The sequence below is a fragment of the Candidatus Sulfidibacterium hydrothermale genome (assembly GCF_020149915.1).
Classification (GTDB): Bacteria; Bacteroidota; Bacteroidia; order Bacteroidales; family F082; genus Sulfidibacterium; species Sulfidibacterium hydrothermale.
Window position 1 is genome coordinate 1,399,232 of the sequence record NZ_CP083760.1, and the last position, 20,199, is coordinate 1,419,430.

A 20,199-nucleotide genomic window follows, 5' to 3' on the forward strand; every position below is an offset into this window, starting at 1 on the left:
CCGCCAAAAAATAGACGTTCTTTATTAATTTATTGAGAATAAACCTGTTAAATATTTTTGAATGATTAAAAAGATTTTAATTGCCAATCGGGGCGAAATTGCCATCCGGGTGATGCACAGTTGCCGTGAGATGGGCATTCGTTCCGTAGCCGTTTATTCCGAAGCCGACCGTAATTCACTTCATGTGCGTTATGCCGATGAAGCTTATTTGATTGGCCCGGCATCCTCTGCGCAAAGTTACCTGAACATTGAAAAAATTATTGAAGTAGCCAAGAAATCCGGTGCGGATGCTATTCATCCGGGCTATGGTTTTTTGTCTGAAAATGCTGAGTTCTCAGAGCGTTGCAAAGAGGAAGGAATAATTTTTATTGGTCCTGATGCCTATGCCATTCATACCATGGGCGACAAAATTACGGCCCGGAAAACCATGCTTGCTGCCGGTGTTCCGGTGGTTCCGGGTACTACCGAACCCATTACCGACCTTCACGAAGCGGTGAAAACCATCAAGGAAATTGGCCTTCCGGTGATGGTGAAAGCCAGTGCCGGCGGAGGCGGAAAAGGGATGCGTCTGGTGGAAAGAGAAGAAGATATTGAATCTTCGGTACAGGCAGCCAAGTCAGAAGCACTGGCTGCTTTTGGTGACGATGCCGTGTATATTGAAAAATATATCAATTCGCCACATCATATTGAGTTTCAGATTCTGGCCGACCAGCACGGAAACTGCATTCATCTTTTCGAAAGGGAATGTTCGGTGCAGCGTCGTCATCAGAAAGTAGTGGAAGAAACTCCGTCGCCTATTATGACCCCTGAAGTGCGTGAAGAGATGGGACGCCATGCCGTGGCTGCTGCCAAAGCGGTGAATTATGCCGGCGCCGGCACCATCGAGTTCATTGCCGACGACAACCTGAATTATTATTTCCTGGAAATGAATACCCGTTTGCAGGTGGAACATCCCATTACCGAACAGGTAGTCGGGGTGGACCTCGTGAGGGAACAAATTCATATCGCCAACGGCGAAAAACTTCGGTATCGCCAGGAAGATCTTTCGCAGCATGGTCATGCCATCGAAGTGCGGGTGTATGCCGAGGATACCGACAATAATTTTATGCCCAGTCCGGGAAAAATCCATCACATTCATTATCCGCTCGGACCGGGTGTGCGTCATGATTCTTATGTTTATAACGGTTACGAGATTCCCATTTATTACGATCCGATGATCTCGAAACTGGTGGTTTGGGGAAATACCCGTGAAGAAGCGGTTGCCCGGATGAAACGTGCCCTGGAAACGTTTAAAATTTCCGGTGTGAAGACTTCTATTCCTTTCCTGAAAAGGATTATGGAAGCCGACGATTTCAAAAAAGGCCGTTATACCACTCATTTTATTCAAAATCACCGGGAAGCGCTCAAATCGAAAGAAGATTGTTCCGATACCTGTGTTGATTTGGCGGCCATTACGGCTTTTGTTGATTTTATGAAAAAACGGGAAAAAGCAATGCCCTCGCCTAACGGAAAGGCAACGATGAGCCCGTGGAAAATTTTTGGACGGAAAAAAGCCGTAACCCGATTGTAATGCTAAAAACGAAAAATCATGTACGAAGTAAATATAAACGGAGAAGATCGTAAAATTGAAATCATCGAACGTAATGAAAACCGGATAAAGGTTCTTCTGGGTGATAAAACATACGACCTGGACATCTTGGAAGTGGAACCCGGAATTTATTCGGTGCTTTACGAAGGAAAAAACTTCAATTTTGAGCTGGATCCGCAAAGCGGCAAAAAATATACAGTGGAAACCGAAGCCGAAGTTATTCCGGTGGAAATTGTGGATGCCGAAACGCGTTATATGCGAAGCCGTAAAGGTGGTGCCGACGATGATGCGGAATACATTTCGACCCCTATGCCCGGTCAGGTAGTGAAAATTTTGGTGGAAGAAGGGCAGGAAGTGAAGGCCGGTGAAACGGTGATTATTATCTCGGCCATGAAAATGGAAAGCGAGTATAAAGTGCAAAAAGACCGTGTCATCAAACAGGTGCTGGTGAAAGAAGGGGATAACATCGAAGGCGAACAACCCCTGATCACTTTTGAATAACCCGTATTTTTAATTTTAAAATTGTTGGAAAATGTCAATGGATTCAAAAATAAAAGCTTTAGAAGAAAAACATAAACAAGCCGAACTCGGAGGCGGACAGGCCCGTATCGACCGGCAACATAAAGCCGGCCGCAAAACAGCCCGCGAACGTATTAACGACCTGCTTGACCCGGGTACTTTTGTGGAAATCGACAAGTTTGTCACCCACACGGCCACCGATTTCGGAATGGAAAAAAACAAATTCCTCGGCGACGGCGTGGTAACCGGTTACGGAAAAATTGACGGCCGGTTGATGTATGTTTTTGCCCAGGATTTTACCGTTTTTGGCGGTTCGCTCAGCCGTGCCAACGCCAATAAGATTATTAAAATCATGGATCTGGCCATGAAAATGGGTGCGCCGGTAATTGGTTTGAACGATTCGGGCGGAGCCCGTATTCAGGAAGGCGTGCAAAGTTTGGCCGGTTATGCCGACATTTTTTACCGCAATGTGCGCAGCTCAGGCGTAATTCCGCAAATCTCAGCGGTTTTAGGACCCTGTGCCGGCGGTGCCGTGTATTCTCCGGCCATCACCGATTTTATCCTCATGGTGAAAGAGTCGTCGTACATGTTTGTTACAGGACCGGAAGTCATCAAAACCGTTACCCACGAGGAAGTAACCAAAGAAGAGCTCGGCGGTGCCATGACGCATAACAAAAAAAGCGGTGTGGCTCATTTTACGGCCGATGATGACGAGCAGGCCATGATGTTGATTCGTGAACTAATGAGCTTTTTGCCGCTGAACAACATGGAAGATCCGCCGCGGAAACCGTCGTCGGACGATCCCAATCGGGTGGATACCAAACTCGATTCCATTGTTCCGGTGGACCCCAACAAACCGTACGACATGAAAGAAATCATTCTGTCGGTGGTGGATAACGGTCATTTTCTGGAAGTGCAGCCGCATTATGCACAAAATATGATTGTTGGCTTTGCCCGGCTCGATGGTCGTTCAGTAGGTATTGTGGCCAACCAGCCGCAGGTGCTGGCCGGGGTGCTGGATATTGCCAGTTCCATTAAAGCAGCTCGTTTTGTCCGCTTCTGCGACGCTTTTAACATTCCGCTGATTACTTTTGAAGATGTACCCGGATTTTTGCCCGGGACCACTCAGGAATTTGGCGGAATTATTAAACACGGTGCCAAGCTGCTTTATGCGTTTGCCGAAGCTACGGTTCCGAAAATTACAGTGATTACCCGTAAAGCTTATGGCGGTGCTTATGATGTGATGTCATCCAAGCATATCGGTACGGATGTGAACTTTGCTTATCCTACGGCAGAAATTGCTGTGATGGGGCCCGAAGGTGCTGTAAATATCATTTTCAAGAACCTGAGTCCCGAAGAACGAAAAGCCAAAGTGCAGGAGTATCGCGATAATTTTGCCAGTCCGTTTAAAGCAGCCGAAGTGGGCTATATTGACGAAATTATCTATCCGCGGAATACCCGGAAAAAACTGATTCAGGCGCTGGAAATGACGGCGAACAAATCGGAAAGCAATCCGCCGAAAAAACACGGAAATATTCCGTTGTAAAAGGCAAAAGATCAATTAAAGAAAAAGCCATCGTTAGGGAGATTTCCCTTCGGTGGCTTTTTTGTTGGACAAGACTTGTGAAATCCCAAAAGACAAAAAAACAAATTGCAAATGAAATCCCAAGGTCCAAAAACCAAAACACAAAGAAACTATTACTTTAAGTACTTTTCACTTCAAATTTTAAGTACTTCAAATGCCTAAAGTGGGAAATCCCAAAAGACAAAAAAACAAATCGCAAATGAAATTCCAAGGTCCAAAAAACAAAACACAAAGAAACTATTACTTTAAGTACTTTTCACTTCAAACTTCAAGTACTTCAAAGCTTTTTATGCCGCAAGACATGCACTGGCAGACAAACACAGATGAGATGTTTTGAAGTCCCGTAGGGACGACTTATCATCATTGACTCTGAATTTATTCAGATGCCGGTATTCAACCCCTTCGGGGTTATGATTTTTTGATGTGTTTATTCCCCCTGCACTTCGTACAGGGTTATTCATGTTTAATCCCTTCGGGATTAGTTACAAACACAAGATATGGCTCTCTCACTTTAAGTACTTTTCACTTCAAATTTTAAGTACTTCAAATGCCTAAAGTGAGAAATCCCAAAAACAAAAAGACAAATCGCAAATGAAATCCCAAGGTCCAAAAACCAAAACACAAAGAAACTATTACTTTAAGTACTTCTCACTTCAAACTTCAAGTACTTCAAAGCTTTTTATGCCGCAAGACATGTGCGCTGGCAGACAAACACAGATGAGTTGTGTTGAAGTCCCGTAGGACGACTTATCATCATTGACTCTGAATTTATTCAGATGCCGGTATTCAACCCCTTCGGGGTTATGATTTTTTGATGTGTTTATTCCCCCTGCACTTCGTACAGGGTTATTCATGTTTAATCCCTTCGGGATTAGTTACAAACACAAGATATGGCTCTCTCACTTTAAGTACTTTTCACTTCAAATTTTAAGTACTTCAAATGCCTAAAGTGAGAAATCCCAAAAACAAAAAGACAAATCGCAAATGAAATCCCAAGGTCCAAAAACCAAAACACAAAGAAACTATTACTTTAAGTACTTCTCACTTCAAACTTCAAGTACTTCAAAGCTTTTTATGCCGCAAGACATGTGCGCTGGCAGACAAACACAGATGAGTTGTGTTGAAGTCCCGTAGGACGACTTATCATCATTGACTCTGAATTTATTCAGATGCCGGTATTCAACCCCTTCGGGGTTATGATTTTTTGATGTGTTTATTCCCCCTGCACTTCGTACAGGGTTATTCATGTTTAATCCCTTCGGGATTAGTTACAAACACAAGATATGGCCTCTCGCTTTAAGTACTTCCCACTTCAAACTTCAAGTACTTGAAATGCCTAAAGTGGGAAATCCCAAAAAGCAAAAAATCAAATTGCAAAAAAACAAATCACAAAAAATCTCAAGCGCCAAAATACAAAATTCAGAGCGCTAATCAACAGGTAACTAATCACTAATAACTCATCGTCCTACATTTATCGTTCATCATTTTGAATGACCAATGTCCTTTTCCATCACTAAAGCTAAAACATCAAACATTTCCCATCTCCCATCCAAACCTCCTCCATCTCATTTGTCTTGGTAATTTTGCTTTTGGGTTGTTGTTTGTTTTTGCCACATCAACAAATTGTTCTATTTTTACAGTACTTTTAACGTTATCGCAAAAACATTCGGACATGGTTAATTTAGAAACACAATATCTGGGATTGAAACTGCGTAATCCTATCATAGCGGGTAGTTCGGGACTTACAAATTCAGTAGAAAATATTATTGAACTGGAAAAGAACGGCGTGGGGGCCGTGGTCTTAAAATCGTTGTTCGAAGAGCAGATTCATCATGCGGCCAGTCATGCGATTATGCAGGATGAATCGGCTAATCTGTATCCGGAAGCAGAAGATTATATCCGGCATTATACTTCTCAAAACGAAGTAGGGAATTATCTCCGGCTGATTGAAGAAACAAAGAAATCGGTTTCTATTCCGGTAATTGCTTCCATTAATTGCATTAGCAATACGGAGTGGACGGATTACGGGCATAAGATTGAAGCCGCCGGCGCGGATGCCCTGGAATTGAATGTGGCGGTTTTGCCTTCCGATCCGGAAAAGGGAAGCAGCGACAATGAAAAGATTTATTTTGATATTGCCCGTAAAATGACGGAAGAACTGAATATCCCGGTTTCTATGAAACTGAGTTATTATTTTTCCGGGTTGGCCAAAACGTTTATCAGTTTATCATGGACCGGTATAAAAGGAATGGTACTTTTTAACCGGTTTTATTCGCCCGACATAGATATTGAACACGAAGAAGTAAAATCTTCCTTCGTTTTTAGTACACCTGCCGAAATAGCCTTGCCCTTGCGTTGGATAGCCATGTTGTCGCCTTATGTCGAATGCGATCTGGCGGCATCTACCGGAGTGCATGATGGTTCCGGAGTGATCAAACAACTGCTGGCCGGTGCCTCGGCTGTTCAACTTGCTTCCGTGCTTTATAAAAAAGGATTTCAGGAGATCGGTAGTATGATCGAGACGCTGGAAAGCTGGATGGACAGGCATAATTATACTTGTATTGATGATTTTAAAGGAAAACTGAGTGTGGCTAAAAACGATAACCCGGCAGCTTATGAACGGGTGCAGTTTATGAAACATTTTTCAGGAATTGAATAGGGAAGGTGCGTGTTTAATCTGTTTGGTGGTTGGTGAGAAATTTCAATAAAAAATACTTTTTTGTTTTCTTTCTGGTGGGAATCCTTTTTTCGCCGTATGAAGGACATGCTCAATTATTTAATTATTATTGGGCACAGAGTTTTAATTCGGTTTCTACTATGTTATCGGGTGCGGTGGTAGCTGGTGACGGGGGCAGTAGTTCTATTTATTATAATCCGGCTAATATTTCTGAAGCCGGTAATAATTCCAACCTGTCTCTTTCTGCCGTGATGTTTTCCTGGCGTTCTTACAGCCTGAAGAATTTGCTGGGCGAAGGAACGGATCCGGGAACCATGAATTTTGTGGTGCAGCCGCGGTTTGTAACCTATATTTACAAACCGCCCAATGGACGGTTTACGGTGGGAGCTACGGTTTTTACCCGGTTTCATGAACGTACCGAGATTAATTATACCCTTCAAAAAGAGGTTGACATATTGAAAGATCAGCCAGGCGATGAGCAGTATAATGCTTATTTCGATTTTCGTAACCGGTATGACGATACCTGGGTCGGAATCGCTTCATCTTACAAGCTGGCAGAAAATTTGCACATCGGAATCAGTGCTTTTGTTTCATCGGTTTCCATGCAATATTTGCAGGAGATCAATAACTCTGCTGTTACCGTGAAGGACTCTGCTATTTTTTCTGCTGTTTACGGTCAACAGATGATGGTTAACTTCAACGATTTCCGGATGCTTTTTAAGATTGGGGCCAGCTATCGGATCAAAAACTGGCAATTTGGAATAAACATTACCACTCCGTCTTTCAATATCCTTGCTTTAAATAAAAAGTTGTTACATTCCCAAAATCAGGCAAATATAACTTACCAAGGGCGTCCTTTGCCCGATTATGTTATTTTTGATGCGCAAGAGGGGAGTGAGGTTAAATCACGCTCACGTCTTCCGCTGTCTATTGCTGCCGGGCTGGTTTATAGTTTTCCGCATTCAAAAAACCGGTTTTATTTTAGTGCAGAACATTTTTTTCGTTTAAAACCCTATTTAACTTTAGAAGCTTATTCCAATCCGAAGGATGAAGATGAAATGTTTAAGCACGAATGGCTTTCGGTGGCTTCCGGTTCGAAAAATTTCACCAATATTGCGGTCGGTTTTAGCTGGAAGAACTCGAAAAATGTGGGTTTTATGATGGGCTTTCGTACCGATTTTAATTACCTGAAAGATTATAATCTGGGACCTTACGAGGATTATAACCGGTTGCCCAATATCAATGCCGATAATTATCATATTACTGGCGGAGCAGAGTTTACCATCAAAAAACAAAAGATTGTTGCCGGAGTGGAATTTACTTTCAGTAATTCCAAAAATCAAAAACAGATTGCCAATTTTACCGATCCTCTTGAATATAACGCGGTAGATCATATCCCGCTCCAGGGAGTACTGACCAATACGGTAAAGATGCATTATTACTCGATCAATCTCTATTTGTCGGCGGTTTTGAATTTTGGTGGGAAAAATCGAGAAAGGATTACTATTTCGCGGCAGTAAACCCGATAGGAGTAAAAAGCGGTTAGTGATACAAAAGATATCGATTTTTTTATTACTTTTACTTCCAAATGCTCTGATTATGAAGAAACCTTTACTTTTAATTATCGTTTTTTTGTTTGGGACTTTTTCCGTTTTTGCCCAAACAGCAGACACATTGGAAAATCCGGGCTTTGAAAGATGGGAAGTCCCCATTGGTCTCTCGGATAATAATCCTGAACCGGTTAACTGGAGTGGAATCAAAACCAGTGATAACAGTAGTGTAAATCCGTTGGCTCCGGTAAACTGGGCACGCTGCGATACTGCGCATAGTGGGAAATATTCCCTTAAGTTGTTTAATATTTCTTCTTTGGGGTTAGTAGCCACCGGAACCATGTCCAATGGTCGTTACCATACGGAGGTCAGTAATACCAAAAGCTATGTTTATACGGATACTGCAAATGCGTTATGGCATACGCGTTTTACAGCCCGTCCGGATAGTATCGTCGGATGGTTTATGTGTAAACCGGTAAAAGGGGATCATGGCAATGTTCTGGCTATTTTGCATACCGGGTTTGCTGAAACGCCGCTTGTAAATGCGGATTCTTCTACCTGGATTGCAAAGGCTTCTTTTGACTTGCCCGACACGGAAGTGGCAGAGTGGACGAGGTTTTCTGCTCCGTTCAAATATTACTCTGACAAAACCCCCGAATTTATTCTGATTGTTCTTACCTCCGGCAATGGTGCTGATGCCCTGGCTGGTAGTGTGGCGTATTTTGATGATTTAGACGTGGTATTTAATTCTACCGGTATTCCGGTTCATCCCAAAGGCGATTTGCGGGTATATGCTTATAAAAAAGAAATTCATGTTCAGTTGGATCAGGTGCCACCCGGCTTGTACACAGTGAGAGTATTGAATATTCTCGGACGGGTGGAGTATTCTATTAAAATACAAAACGGAGAAAAGAAAATTATTCACACCAATCTTCCGGCCGGTATTTATTTGGTTCAGGCCGTACAGGGAAACAATAACATCGTGAAAAAGATCATGATTCGTTAAAGGTAAACTGGTTTATGAAAAAAAGAAAGGGATGGCTTTTCTATTTGGCAGGAATTTTATTCTTTTTTCCTTTGTTTTCCCGGGCACAAACCGGAACAATTACCGGAAGAGTGGTGGAAGCCGGAACGGGAACCAGTCTGATAGGAGCTAATATTTTTCTGAAGACAGATGTTTCCAAAGGAACTATTGCCGATTATAATGGTTTCTTTCGTCTTGTTTTACCTGTTGGCAAACATAATATTGAAATTTCCTATACCGGTATGGAACCGGTTTTTAAAACGGTTACGGTTCAACAAAACAAGGTTTTGCGTTTGGGAACCATTGCAATGAAACCCCGTAGTTATACGGTAAAAGAGTTGGTAGTCAGAGCCGGACAGTTTAATAAAAATGTGGAAGACCAGACGGTTTCTATTGAAGTGATGAAACCGAAGATTATCCAGGACCGGAATACCCGCAATATTTCTTCTATTCTGGATTTAACGCCGGGGGTGACTATTTTGGATCAGGAACCGCAAATTCGGGGGGGAAGCGGTTTTACGTACGGCGTAGGAGCCAAAGTGGCTGTTTTTGTAGACGGAATGCCCATTGCCAGTGCCGATGCCGGAAAACCGGACTGGTCATTTATCCCGGTAGAAGATATCCGGCAAATTGAAGTGGTCAAAGGCGCTTCTTCTGTCCTTTCCGGATCGTCGGCACTCAGCGGTGCCATCTATGTCCGGATGAAATATCCCGGTTTAAAACCGCATACTTACATCAATACTTATTTTGGAACGTATTGCCGGCCGAATAAAATTATTGATAAATGGTGGAATGGTTTGGCTCCGATTACCGGTATCGGCTTTAGCCACTCGCAGCGCTTGGGTGACGGTTATACCGATTTGGTAGTGGGTGGAACCATGAGTTATGATCATGGATACGAAGGTCCTCCGAAAGTAACCCCGCCGGCAGTGGACTCATCGGATATCTCAAAAAGTGATATGGCCAACCGGCTGATGCGGTTTAATTTTAATCTGCGTCGCCGTTCTAAAAAAACAAAAGGCCTGAATTTTGGTTTGAACGGAAACTTTATGTGGCAGAGAAAAGCTTCCGTTTTGGCGTGGCTCGATGATACGGCCGGCTTTTACAGAGGTTATCCCGGAGCCGTGTTACTCAACGACCTGTTCACTTTTTATGTGGATCCTTTTATAAATTATTATACCAAAAACGGTGCACGACATCAGTTTATCTCGCGAATTATGTATTCCAATTCACGGGCTAATCTCGGACAGTCAAACCGGTCGCTCATGATTTATAACAAATATGAGTTCCGGAAAAGATTGAAAAGATTATGGGATGTGGATTTGATTACCGGTTTTGTAAGTGATTACAGCCGCTCAAGGGCTTCTATGTATTCCGGTTCGGGTTCTGATACCAATTTTTTGTGGAATCCGTCGTGGTATGCTGAAATGGAAAAAAAGATCGGGCGGGTAAATCTTTCTTTGGGTGTTCGTCTGGAATATTTTAATCTCAACAATAACATTACTAAATTCAAGCCCATCTTTCGTTTTGGTTCTTCCTTTCACATGGCCGAAGAAACCTATCTGCGGGCATCTATTGGCCAGGGATACCGTTTCCCGACCATTGCCGAACGGTATATCAAAACTACCGTGGGAACCTTTGGCGTTTTTGATAATCCGGACCTGCAGCCTGAGTCAAGCTGGAATGCCGAGATTGGAATAAAGCAGGCATTTAAGCTGAGTAAATTTCGCGGATATGCCGATGTGGCTTTCTTTTATCAGGAGTATAAAAACACGGTGGAATATCTTTTCGGATTTTGGGATTCAACCTACACCTTTGCCATGGCGGGATTCAAGTTTGTAAATACTGGTGCTTCACGGGTTACCGGTGTGGATGTTTCTTTAACCGGCCAGGCTACATTCAATTCGCATGTTTCCATGACGGTAATGGCAGGTTACACTTATGTGCGGCCTGTAGCACTGGAGCCGGATAAGGTTTTTGCCCACGATTATAATCCCGGCGGACAAACGGCTTTTTCATATAATACCACCAGTGTGGATCCTGAATCGCGAATTTTGAAATACCGGTTTTTGCATACGGCTAAACTGGATATTGAACTGGATATCCGCCGGTTTGCCATCGGAACATCCATGCGCTATTTTAGTAAGATTGTGAATCTGGATAAGGCCATTTTCGATTTTGAAGATGCCACGCTGGCCACAGGAGGTACTTTGCAGGCTATCCTGTATCGAAATTATTACTATCATCATAACAACGGGAATATGATTTGGGATGTGCGGATGAGTTATGATTTGTCGAAACACAGCAAAATATCCTTATTGAGCAACAATGTGACAAACCGCATGTATTCGCTTCGTCCACTTAAAGCAGAACCCCCGCGAACCATTACTTTTCGTTATAGCCTGAATCTGTAAATTTATTTGGGCTCAATCAGATACATGGTGTCGATTTTTACCGGCGGAACCAGTAACTGGTGATCGGTAGGTTGCTGTTGTATTTTTTTTACCACATCCATTCCTTTGATTACCCGGCCAAAAGCAGCAAATCCTTGTCCGTCAGGATTGCGTTTCCCGCCATAGTCCAGTTCGGGTTGTTTTCCGATGCAAATAAAAAACTCGCTGGTAGCCGAATTGGGTTCGTTTCGGGCCATCGAAAGGGTGCCATTCAGGTGATGGATGCCGGTTTGTTTAGTGGTTTCCAGCTTGATAGGGGGCATCATGGCCTCGATGTCTTTAAATAATCCCCCTTGAATAACTTCGATTTTTACTTTCTTCTTAGGCTGGTTTTTCAGGGTAACTGCACGGTAAAAAACCGCATCGTGGTATTTGCCCAGCCGGATGTATTTTTCAAAATTCGCTACGGTAATCGGCGCTTTTTTAGGATAGAGTTCAGCTACAATTTTCCCGAAACGGGTTTTCATGACCACCAAAGGATGTGTCTGTTTTTTGACTTTTTCTGTTTTTTGCTTTTTTCCGGTTTGCTTTTCCCCCGTGGAATGACAAGCAGTTAAAACACCAACGAGAACAGCCAAAGAAATAATGACGATTTTTTTCATGAGAATGATTTTATCTGGTCAAAAATAATAATTTTTTATCTCCCGGGTTACCGGAGAATGTACCGGTAACGGGGGAAATATCTGAGTGGACAATGCCAAAGTCATAAATTATTTAGTGTACTTTTGTAAAAAAATATTTTGTCATGACTGTGAATAAGTCGTTGAGATACATGAATTTGCTGGAAGTAATGAATAAAGTCAATCACATTACCCGGCAAAACAGGGATGTGGACAGTACGTTAAAACATGTGGTGGAACTCCTTTCGGAACAGGAAGATCTGGCTCATTTTGACTTTTTCCGGATTATTTACGGCGATCGGGAGTATTTTGTCAAAGGAAAAAACAAAGTAGAAGGAACGGCCGTTTGTGATGACAAATATTTTGTAACCCATTCCGGAAAAAAATGTGCAATTCACTATTGTACACGAAAGGAAGATGCCACGGATGAGAATTTCAGAAAAAATCAGGAGTATTTCCTGAATAGCCTGACCAACATTTTACGGCGTTATCTGAACAAACAGGAACGTGTTCAGCATCCGGAGTGGCAGGAGGCCGATAAAAAAGAAAAAGAACAGGCCAAAAAAGGAATTATCAGTAGCCGTTTTCTGCAGCGGTTTTTGAATAAAAACACCCATACCCGCGATGTGTATCATGACCTGATGCCTTTTAAGGTCAAGGAAATTCTGTTAATTTCCAGTTTGTATGATGCCTATGCCATTGAACGGGAAGGCCGTTTTTCGGAACACATGCTGGGGCAGTATGGTCAGCTGAACCTGACTTCCATTCCGCGTATTACCGGTGCCTCCACAGTAGAACAGGCTTTCGATTTGCTGAAAAGAAGACATTTTGACCAGATCATTTACATGGTGGGAGTGGATAAAAAAACACCGGTAACCGCCAGCAAGCGGATTAAAGAAAAATATCCGTATATCCCCATTTTCCTGTTGCTGAACAACAACAGTGATGTGGAATATTTTAAAAGTGAACAGACCAAACTGCGGTTTATCGACCGGATTTTTGCTTGGAACGGCGATAGTAATATTTTCTTCTCTATGATCAAACTGCTTGAAGATCATATGAATGTGGAAAATGATACCCGCCGGGGAAAAGTGCGGGTAATATTACTGGCCGAAGATTCTCCCATTTACTCGTCGCGGTACCTTTCATTCTTGTATCGTGTGCTGATGGAGCAAACCAAGCGCATTATTGACGATGTAAGTACGGATGAGTTGTATAAAGTGTTGCGCATGCGGGCCCGGCCGAAAATTTTATTTGCCCCTACCTTTGAACAGGCGGTGGATATCATTGATAAATACAAAGATTACCTGCTTTGTCTGATTACGGATGTGAAGTATGAACGGCACGGGAAAATTAATGACAATGCCGGTGTGGAACTGTTAGCTTATGCCCGGAAAGAACTGAAAAACCTGCCTGTGATCATGCAATCGGCTGATCCTGCTTATGCGGAAGTTGCTAAAAAATATCATTCGCTTTTTATTGATAAAAATTCGGAAACCCTTTACGAAGATTTTCAGGATTTTATTACGAACTATCTTGGCTTTGGCGATTTTGTTTTTAAAGACAGCAAAGGCAATGCCATAGCGCGGGCAGCCAATATCCGCGAATTTGAAGAGCAGTTGCATAAGATTCCGGACGATTCTTTGATTTTTCATGCCAGCCGGAACCACTTTTCCATGTGGCTGATGGCACGACAGGAAATTAAAGCGGCCAATTTTATTAATCCCAAAAAAGTATCCGATTATAAAAGTGTACAGGCCTTGCGTGAAGCGTTGATTAAGATGATCCGCGAACACCGCGATGAAGCCGAATCGGGCAACCTGATTCCTTTTGAGCCGGAAATGACCATCAATCCGGAAAACCTTTATACGCTTTCCGAAGGCTCTCTTGGCGGAAAAGGACGTGGACTGGCGTTTATTAATGCGCTGATTCATAATTTTAATTTCTCGCGTTATGTTTCGGATATACACATAAAAACGCCGGTTACTTTTATTATCGGTACCAAAGAATTTGAAGAATTCATCAATAAAAACCAGCTGAATAAACTGGCGCTTTTTGAGAAAGATACCCGGAAGATAAAAGAGGCTTTTCTGAATACGGAACTTTCGGAAGATCTGTCGGAAAAACTGGCGGCTATCCTGCGTCATATCAAAAATCCGGTAGCGGTGCGTTCGTCCAGCCTTTTTGAAGATTCGCTGACCTTGCCGTTTGCCGGGATTTTCGAAACCTACATTTTACCCAACAGTCACGAAAACTTTATTGTTCGCCATAAACAATTGTGCGATGCGGTAAAATTGGTGTATGCATCGTTATATTCCACTATATCAAAAGATTATGTAAAAGCTATTAACTATAAACTGGAAGATGAACGGATGGCAGTGGTGATAGAAGAAGTGGTAGGAAACCGGTATGACGATCTTTATTATCCGCATATCAGCGGCGTAGCCCAGTCGTACAATTACTATCCTTTTGCACACATGAAACCGGAAGAAGGTTTTGCCATTGCTGCCGTGGGATTGGGGAAATATGTGGTGGAAGGAAACCGGGCTTACCGTTTTTCGCCCAAGTATCCGGGAGTGGAAATCAATTCGCCAAAAGATCAGTTCAAGAGCTCACAGGTGAATTTTTATGCCGTAGATCTGAATAAAAAGGATCTGGATCTGATGGAAGGTGAAGATGCCGGACTGACGCTGGAAGACATCAGTGTGGCCGAAAGACAGGGAACATTAAAGCATTGTGCATCGGTGTACAACCCGGATAATGATACCATTTATCCGGGGTTGACCAAACCGGGGCCCCGGATTGTGAATTTTGCCAATATTTTGAAGTATAATTATATCCCTTTGGCAAAAACGCTTAGCGTGCTGCTTGAGCTGGGCAAAGAAGCCATGGGAACGGCAGTGGAAATGGAGTATGCCGTTGATCTGAACAAAGATAAAGAGGGAAAAGCAACATTCTATATTTTGCAGATCAAACCGCTGATTTCGCAAAATGTGGATTTTGAAGCGGATATGGATAAAGTGGATCCCAAAGATATTTTACTGTTTACCAAAACCGGAATGGGAAACGGATTTTATGAAAATATACAAGATGTAATTTATGTCGTTCCCAAAAAGTTTGATAAAACCCAAACCGAAGAGATGGCCCTGGAAGCCGAACGGTTTAACGAAAAAATGATGGAGAGTGGGAAACAGTATATTTTGATTGGTCCCGGACGCTGGGGAACACGTGACAAGTGGATTGGCATTCCGGTGCGGTGGGCGCAGATTTCCAATGCCCGTGTTGTGGTGGAAACCAGTTTGCATAATTTCCCGCTGGATGCCTCTTCCGGTTCTCATTTTTTCCATAATGTAACCAGCATGAATGTGGGATATTTTACCATTCAGCACGACAGGGAAGAAAATATCCTGAATTATGAAATGTTGGATGAGCAGGAAATCGTTGAAGAGGGGGCTTTTTTTCGGCATGTTCGCTTTAAGTCGCCGCTGAAAGTAAAAATGGATGGCCGGAACCGGATTTATGTGATTCACCGGTAAAAGATTCCATGCTCTTTTTTGCCTCTTTTTGGCGAGCCGAAAAGGAAAAATGCTCACATTCAAACATATTGGATTAGATTGAATATAAATTGATTCCGTAATTATCAGATTTTCTGCAATTTGTTAAAAACAAACAATATAAAATCATTCTATGCGGCCTAATTTTCTAAATTTGCGCCTCAAAAAACAGATTACTAATGAACTAATTAAGATATTATGAACAAAATCATTTCAAAGGAGTTCTTCTCGGAAAATGTGGCAAAAATCGTTCTGGAAGCTCCTGATATCGCAAAATCCCGTAAAGCCGGACACTTTGTAATTATCCGGCTGGATGAAAAAGGGGAAAGAATTCCGTTAACCATTGCTGATGGTGATCCGGAAAAAGGTACCATTACATTGGTCGTGCAAAAAGTGGGAGTTACTTCCGCTAAATTGCTGGCAATGAAAGAAGGAGATGAAATTTTAGATGTGGTTGGCCCACTCGGACATCCGACACACATCGAAAAATTTGGTACCGTTTTATGTGCAGGTGGTGGTGTAGGTGTTGCTCCTATGTTGCCTATTATTAAAGCATTGCATGAAGCCGGTAACAAAGTGATTTCGGTACTCGCCGGACGGACCAAAGAGTTGGTAATCCTTGAAGATGAAGTGAAAAAATATTCTGATGAGGTGATTATCATGACCGATGATGGTTCTTATGGTAAAAAAGGATTGGTAACTGCCGGGATGGAAGAAGTCATCCAGCGTGAAAAAGTGGATAAAGCTTTTGTAATTGGTCCGGCCATCATGATGAAATTTGGTAGCCTGACGACCAAAAAATACAACATCCCGACTGATGTAAGTTTGAATACCATTATGGTGGACGGTACGGGCATGTGTGGCGCCTGCCGTGTTTCCATTGGCGGAAAAACCAAGTTTGTTTGTGTTGATGGCCCCGAATTTGACGCCTTCCAGGTAAACTGGGATGAAATGATGATGCGTATGGGCGCTTACAAAACACAGGAACACGAAGCTTACGAAAAATATTTAAAAACCGTTGAAACTGTTGGATAATGGAAAATATAGCTGATTATATCAAAGAAGGTCGCTCCGAAGCATGGCGTGTGGAACTGCGCAAAGCCATGAAAGCCAAAGAACGTACCAGTTTAGAGCGCGTCAAAATGCCGGAACAGGATCCGCATGTAAGAAATAAAAATATTATTGAAGTAAACCTGGGAGTTACTGAAGAAATGGCTGTGGCAGAAGCCCACCGTTGTCTCGATTGCCCCGAACCGACCTGTACCATTGGTTGTCCGGTAGGAATTAATATTCCTAAGTTCATCAAAAAAATCGAAACAAAAGATTTCCTGGGTGCTGCAGCTGCCATTAAAGAAACCAATGCGCTTCCGGCAGTTTGCGGTCGTGTTTGCCCGCAGGAAAAACAGTGCGAGCTGAACTGCTTCTATACCCAGAAATTACACAAACCGCCGATCGCTATTGGTCACCTGGAACGTTTTGCTGCTGATTATGAAAGAAACAGCGGAAAAATGAATATTCCGGAAATTGCCGAATCCAACGGTATTAAAGTGGCTGTAGTAGGTTCTGGTCCTGCCGGACTGGCTGCCGCTGGCGACCTGGCTAAATTCGGATACGATGTTACCGTATTTGAAGCCCTGCACGAAATTGGTGGTGTGCTGAAATACGGTATTCCTGAATTCCGTTTGCCCAACGACATTGTGGATGTGGAAATCGAAAACATGCGCAAAATGGGTGTGAAATTCCGCACCGACTTTATCGTAGGAAAAACCGCTTCGTTTGAAGATCTTCGTGCTCAGGGATTCCAGGCTTTCTTCGTAGGAAGCGGCGCCGGATTGCCTCGTTTCATGAACATCCCCGGAGAAAACTACAACGGTATTTTCTCTTCCAATGAATACCTGACCCGTGTAAACCTGATGAAAGCGGCTCACGACGATTACGATACGCCGGTATTGTTTGGTAAGAACGTAGCCGTTATTGGTGGTGGAAATACTGCAATGGACTCCGTTCGTACGGCTAAACGTCTGGGTGCTGAAAGAGCCATGATTGTTTATCGCCGTTCGCGCGAAGAAATGCCGGCCCGTGTGGAAGAAGTACATCACGCACTGGAAGAAGACATTGAATTCATGAACCTGCATAATCCGGTAGAATATTTTGCTGATGAATCCGGCCGCGTGAATAAAATGCGTGTCCAGAAGATGGAGTTGGGTGAACCGGATGCTTCCGGTCGTCGTCGTCCGATTCCGATCGAAGGTTCTGAATTTGATATTGATGTTGATTTGGTAGTGGTTGCTGTTGGTGTTTCTCCGAACCCCATCGTTCCCAGTAGCCTGAAAGATCTGAAAATGACCGACTGGGGAACCATTGTGGTGGATAAAGAAACCATGCAGACATCCATTCCTGATATTTTCGCCGGTGGCGATATTGTACGTGGGGGAGCTACCGTAATCCTGGCTATGGGTGACGGACGAAAAGCTGCCGCAGGTATTCATAAATACTTACAGGAAAAAGTAAAAGCCAATTAATTTTGATTTACGGGAAGGGGACATCAGTCTTCTTCCCGTTTTTATTTTTTCCGTATCTTCGAAACATTAAAATTTAATATTATGGCAGATCTTAGCACAAAATATCTCGGACTGGATCTTCGTAACCCGATAGTCATCGGAAGTTCCGGATTGACCAACTCCGTTAAAGAAATTGTTGAACTTGATAAAAACGGCGCTGGTGCCGTGGTTTTGAAATCGATCTTTGAAGAACAAATTATTCTGCAGGCCGAACACAGCCTGAAACAAGCTGAAAAACACGGTATGATGTATACCGAGTTGTCTGAAACGCTTGATTATATTGATGTTCATATCAAAGAAAAGGAGTTGGGAAACTATCTTTCCCTGATTAGTGAAGCCAAAAGCAAAGTACAGATTCCGGTAATTGCCAGTGTAAATGCCATTACGGCACACGAATGGACTTCCTTTGCCAAACAGATTGAAGGGGCCGGTGCGGATGCTATTGAATTGAATATTTTTATTATGCCGTTTAATCTGGACGCTGATTGTGAAAAGAATGAACAGGCTTATTATGATATTCTGAAAAAAGTGAAAAGCCAGGTGAATATTCCGGTTTCTGTGAAAATCAGCCCTTATTTTTCCAATCTCGGGAAAGTAGTGAAAAACCTGGAAGCCAACGGCGCTGACGGTGTCGTGCTGTTTAACCGTTTTTCTACTCCGGATATTGACATCCAGAATATGAAAGTAACACATGGTGATATTTTAAGTCATGCTTCGGATATTGCCAATTCGCTGCGCTGGATTGCCATTTTGGCTAAACGGGTGAACCTGAGCCTGGCTGCTTCAACCGGAATCCATGACGGGGAAGCAGTGGTGAAACAATTGCTTGCCGGAGCTACAGTAACACAGCTGACTTCAGCTATTTATAAACATGGCCCTTCCTATATTTTGGATGTGGTGAAATTTGTGAATGACTGGATGGAAAGCAAAGGGTTTAACTACGTTGACCAGGTTCGTGGAAAACTGAGCCAGGCTGCTAACGAAAACGCCAATGCTTACGAAAGAATGCAGTTTATGAAATATTTCAGTGAAATCAAGTAAATCAATCCTTTCCTTATAATAAAAAAAGGCTGCCTTTCGGCGGCCTTTTTTTATTTTATATCATGGAGGCAAAGTCGGAAAGCCATTTTTTGAATGGCATTTTATTGGCTATTTTTTCAAAGATAAAGATGCCGGTAACGGCAAGTGAAGCGCCGGCAATGACATCAATTACGTAATGATGGCCGGTATAAACTGCCGAGAACCAAATCCCTAACAGAAAAATGACAAAGAAAATATTAAACCATCCCAGTTTTTTCTTTATGGCGTAATACAAAACTATTACCGGATAAGAAGCATGTAAAGAAGGCATGGCAGCCAGTACATTGGCATTCTTCTCATAAAGTGCTTTAAAAACATTCCATCCCGTAATCTGGTCAAAACGGGCCAGTCCGGCCATGTGCCCATGAACTCCCGGTTGGAAATGGAAACCATAAATTTCCACATACCAGGGCGGAGCTTCCGGGTAGAGATAGTAAATGACAAATCCCATCAGGTTGACCAATAGAAAAACAAGTGAAAACCGGGTGAAAAGGTTTTTGTCCTTGAAATACAGGTAAACGGCAAAAGCAATGGGCACCGGAACCCAGTTTAAATAAAACAGGCCGGTGAGGATATCCAGAAATTTGGTGTGAATAAGGTTAAAGAATTCGTTGGGCGTAAGCAGCTTGCCCTGGTAAGTAATGCCAAACAATGCTTTTTCCAGTTCGTAGGGTTGCCGGATGTGTACGGGAGAAACTTTGTAATTGGGAAGTCCGCGCATAGAATCGTAAACAATCCAGTACACGATAAAAATGGAAAATCCTAAAGCAAATTTCCGGGTGGCAGGATGCAGGTAGTATAGTGTAAACCAGAGAACAACAAGAAGAAAATGACCGGTTTGCGGCCCGCCGATCAGGAAATTCCACAGGAGATATACAAGGGCCAAAGTGCTATTGATCAGTAGGTTCTTTTTTGTAAACCGTATGAACTGCGTCGATTCTTTCATGCTTTTATCTATTTTTCTTCCATGATGTGATTTATCCCGATC

The 20,199-nt window shown here is 42.8% G+C and carries 13 protein-coding genes; 11 read left to right on the forward strand and 2 right to left on the reverse strand.

From position 1 onward, the window contains the following. Window positions 1-61: 61 nt before the first annotated feature. The 7 genes from accC to LA303_RS05495 all read left to right on the forward strand — a co-directional run bounded on the left by accC (window position 62) and on the right by LA303_RS05495 (window position 11,357). Complete coding sequence (accC, locus tag LA303_RS05465) at window positions 62-1,570, forward strand: acetyl-CoA carboxylase biotin carboxylase subunit (protein ID WP_240526914.1); 1,509 nt, start codon at window positions 62-64, stop codon at window positions 1,568-1,570. Between the two features lie 18 nt (window positions 1,571-1,588). After that, complete coding sequence (locus tag LA303_RS05470) at window positions 1,589-2,089, forward strand: biotin/lipoyl-containing protein (RefSeq protein WP_240526915.1); 501 nt, start codon at window positions 1,589-1,591, stop codon at window positions 2,087-2,089. Between the two features lie 37 nt (window positions 2,090-2,126). Further along, window positions 2,127-3,653, forward strand: a complete 1,527-nt coding sequence (locus LA303_RS05475) for an acyl-CoA carboxylase subunit beta (RefSeq protein ID WP_240527116.1) — start codon at window positions 2,127-2,129, stop codon at window positions 3,651-3,653. 1,711 nt (window positions 3,654-5,364) lie between these two features. Further along, window positions 5,365-6,351 (forward strand): dihydroorotate dehydrogenase-like protein, encoded by a 987-nt coding sequence (locus LA303_RS05480; RefSeq protein WP_240526916.1) that lies wholly within the window; start codon window positions 5,365-5,367, stop codon window positions 6,349-6,351. Window positions 6,352-6,380: 29 nt separating this feature from the next. After that, complete coding sequence (locus tag LA303_RS05485) at window positions 6,381-7,889, forward strand: hypothetical protein (RefSeq protein ID WP_240526917.1); 1,509 nt, start codon at window positions 6,381-6,383, stop codon at window positions 7,887-7,889. Between the two features lie 79 nt (window positions 7,890-7,968). Continuing rightward, window positions 7,969-8,925, forward strand: a complete 957-nt coding sequence (locus tag LA303_RS05490) for a T9SS type A sorting domain-containing protein (protein WP_240526918.1) — start codon at window positions 7,969-7,971, stop codon at window positions 8,923-8,925. A 14-nt stretch (window positions 8,926-8,939) separates the two neighbouring features. After that, window positions 8,940-11,357, forward strand: coding sequence for a TonB-dependent receptor (locus LA303_RS05495; RefSeq protein WP_240526919.1), 2,418 nt, complete (start codon window positions 8,940-8,942; stop codon window positions 11,355-11,357). 2 nt (window positions 11,358-11,359) lie between these two features. Here the strand turns inward: LA303_RS05495 and LA303_RS05500 are convergent, their stop codons facing one another. After that, entirely contained in the window at window positions 11,360-11,998 is a 639-nt protein-coding gene (locus tag LA303_RS05500) for a peptidylprolyl isomerase (RefSeq protein ID WP_240526920.1), read from the reverse strand. A gap of 143 nt (window positions 11,999-12,141) precedes the next feature. On the opposite strand from LA303_RS05500, the gene LA303_RS05505 reads away from it, so the two are divergent. The 4 genes from LA303_RS05505 to LA303_RS05520 all read left to right on the forward strand — a co-directional run bounded on the left by LA303_RS05505 (window position 12,142) and on the right by LA303_RS05520 (window position 19,172). Continuing rightward, window positions 12,142-15,552 (forward strand): PEP/pyruvate-binding domain-containing protein, encoded by a 3,411-nt coding sequence (locus tag LA303_RS05505; RefSeq protein WP_240526921.1) that lies wholly within the window; start codon window positions 12,142-12,144, stop codon window positions 15,550-15,552. A 216-nt stretch (window positions 15,553-15,768) separates the two neighbouring features. Further along, window positions 15,769-16,605, forward strand: a complete 837-nt coding sequence (locus tag LA303_RS05510; RefSeq protein WP_240526922.1) for a sulfide/dihydroorotate dehydrogenase-like FAD/NAD-binding protein — start codon at window positions 15,769-15,771, stop codon at window positions 16,603-16,605. Next, window positions 16,605-18,092: an NADPH-dependent glutamate synthase gene (gene gltA, locus LA303_RS05515; RefSeq protein WP_240526923.1), complete on the forward strand. Its 1,488-nt coding sequence runs from the start codon at window positions 16,605-16,607 to the stop codon at window positions 18,090-18,092. Before LA303_RS05510 ends, gltA begins: the two co-directional genes overlap by 1 nt. 81 nt (window positions 18,093-18,173) lie before the next feature. Continuing rightward, entirely contained in the window at window positions 18,174-19,172 is a 999-nt protein-coding gene (locus LA303_RS05520; protein WP_240526924.1) for a dihydroorotate dehydrogenase-like protein, read from the forward strand. Window positions 19,173-19,227: 55 nt separating this feature from the next. Here the strand turns inward: LA303_RS05520 and LA303_RS05525 are convergent, their stop codons facing one another. Beyond that, window positions 19,228-20,157 carry a phosphatase PAP2 family protein gene (locus LA303_RS05525; RefSeq protein WP_240526925.1) on the reverse strand — a complete coding sequence of 310 codons (930 nt, stop codon included), beginning with the start codon at window positions 20,155-20,157 and terminating at the stop codon, window positions 19,228-19,230. Window positions 20,158-20,199: the final 42 nt, after the last annotated feature.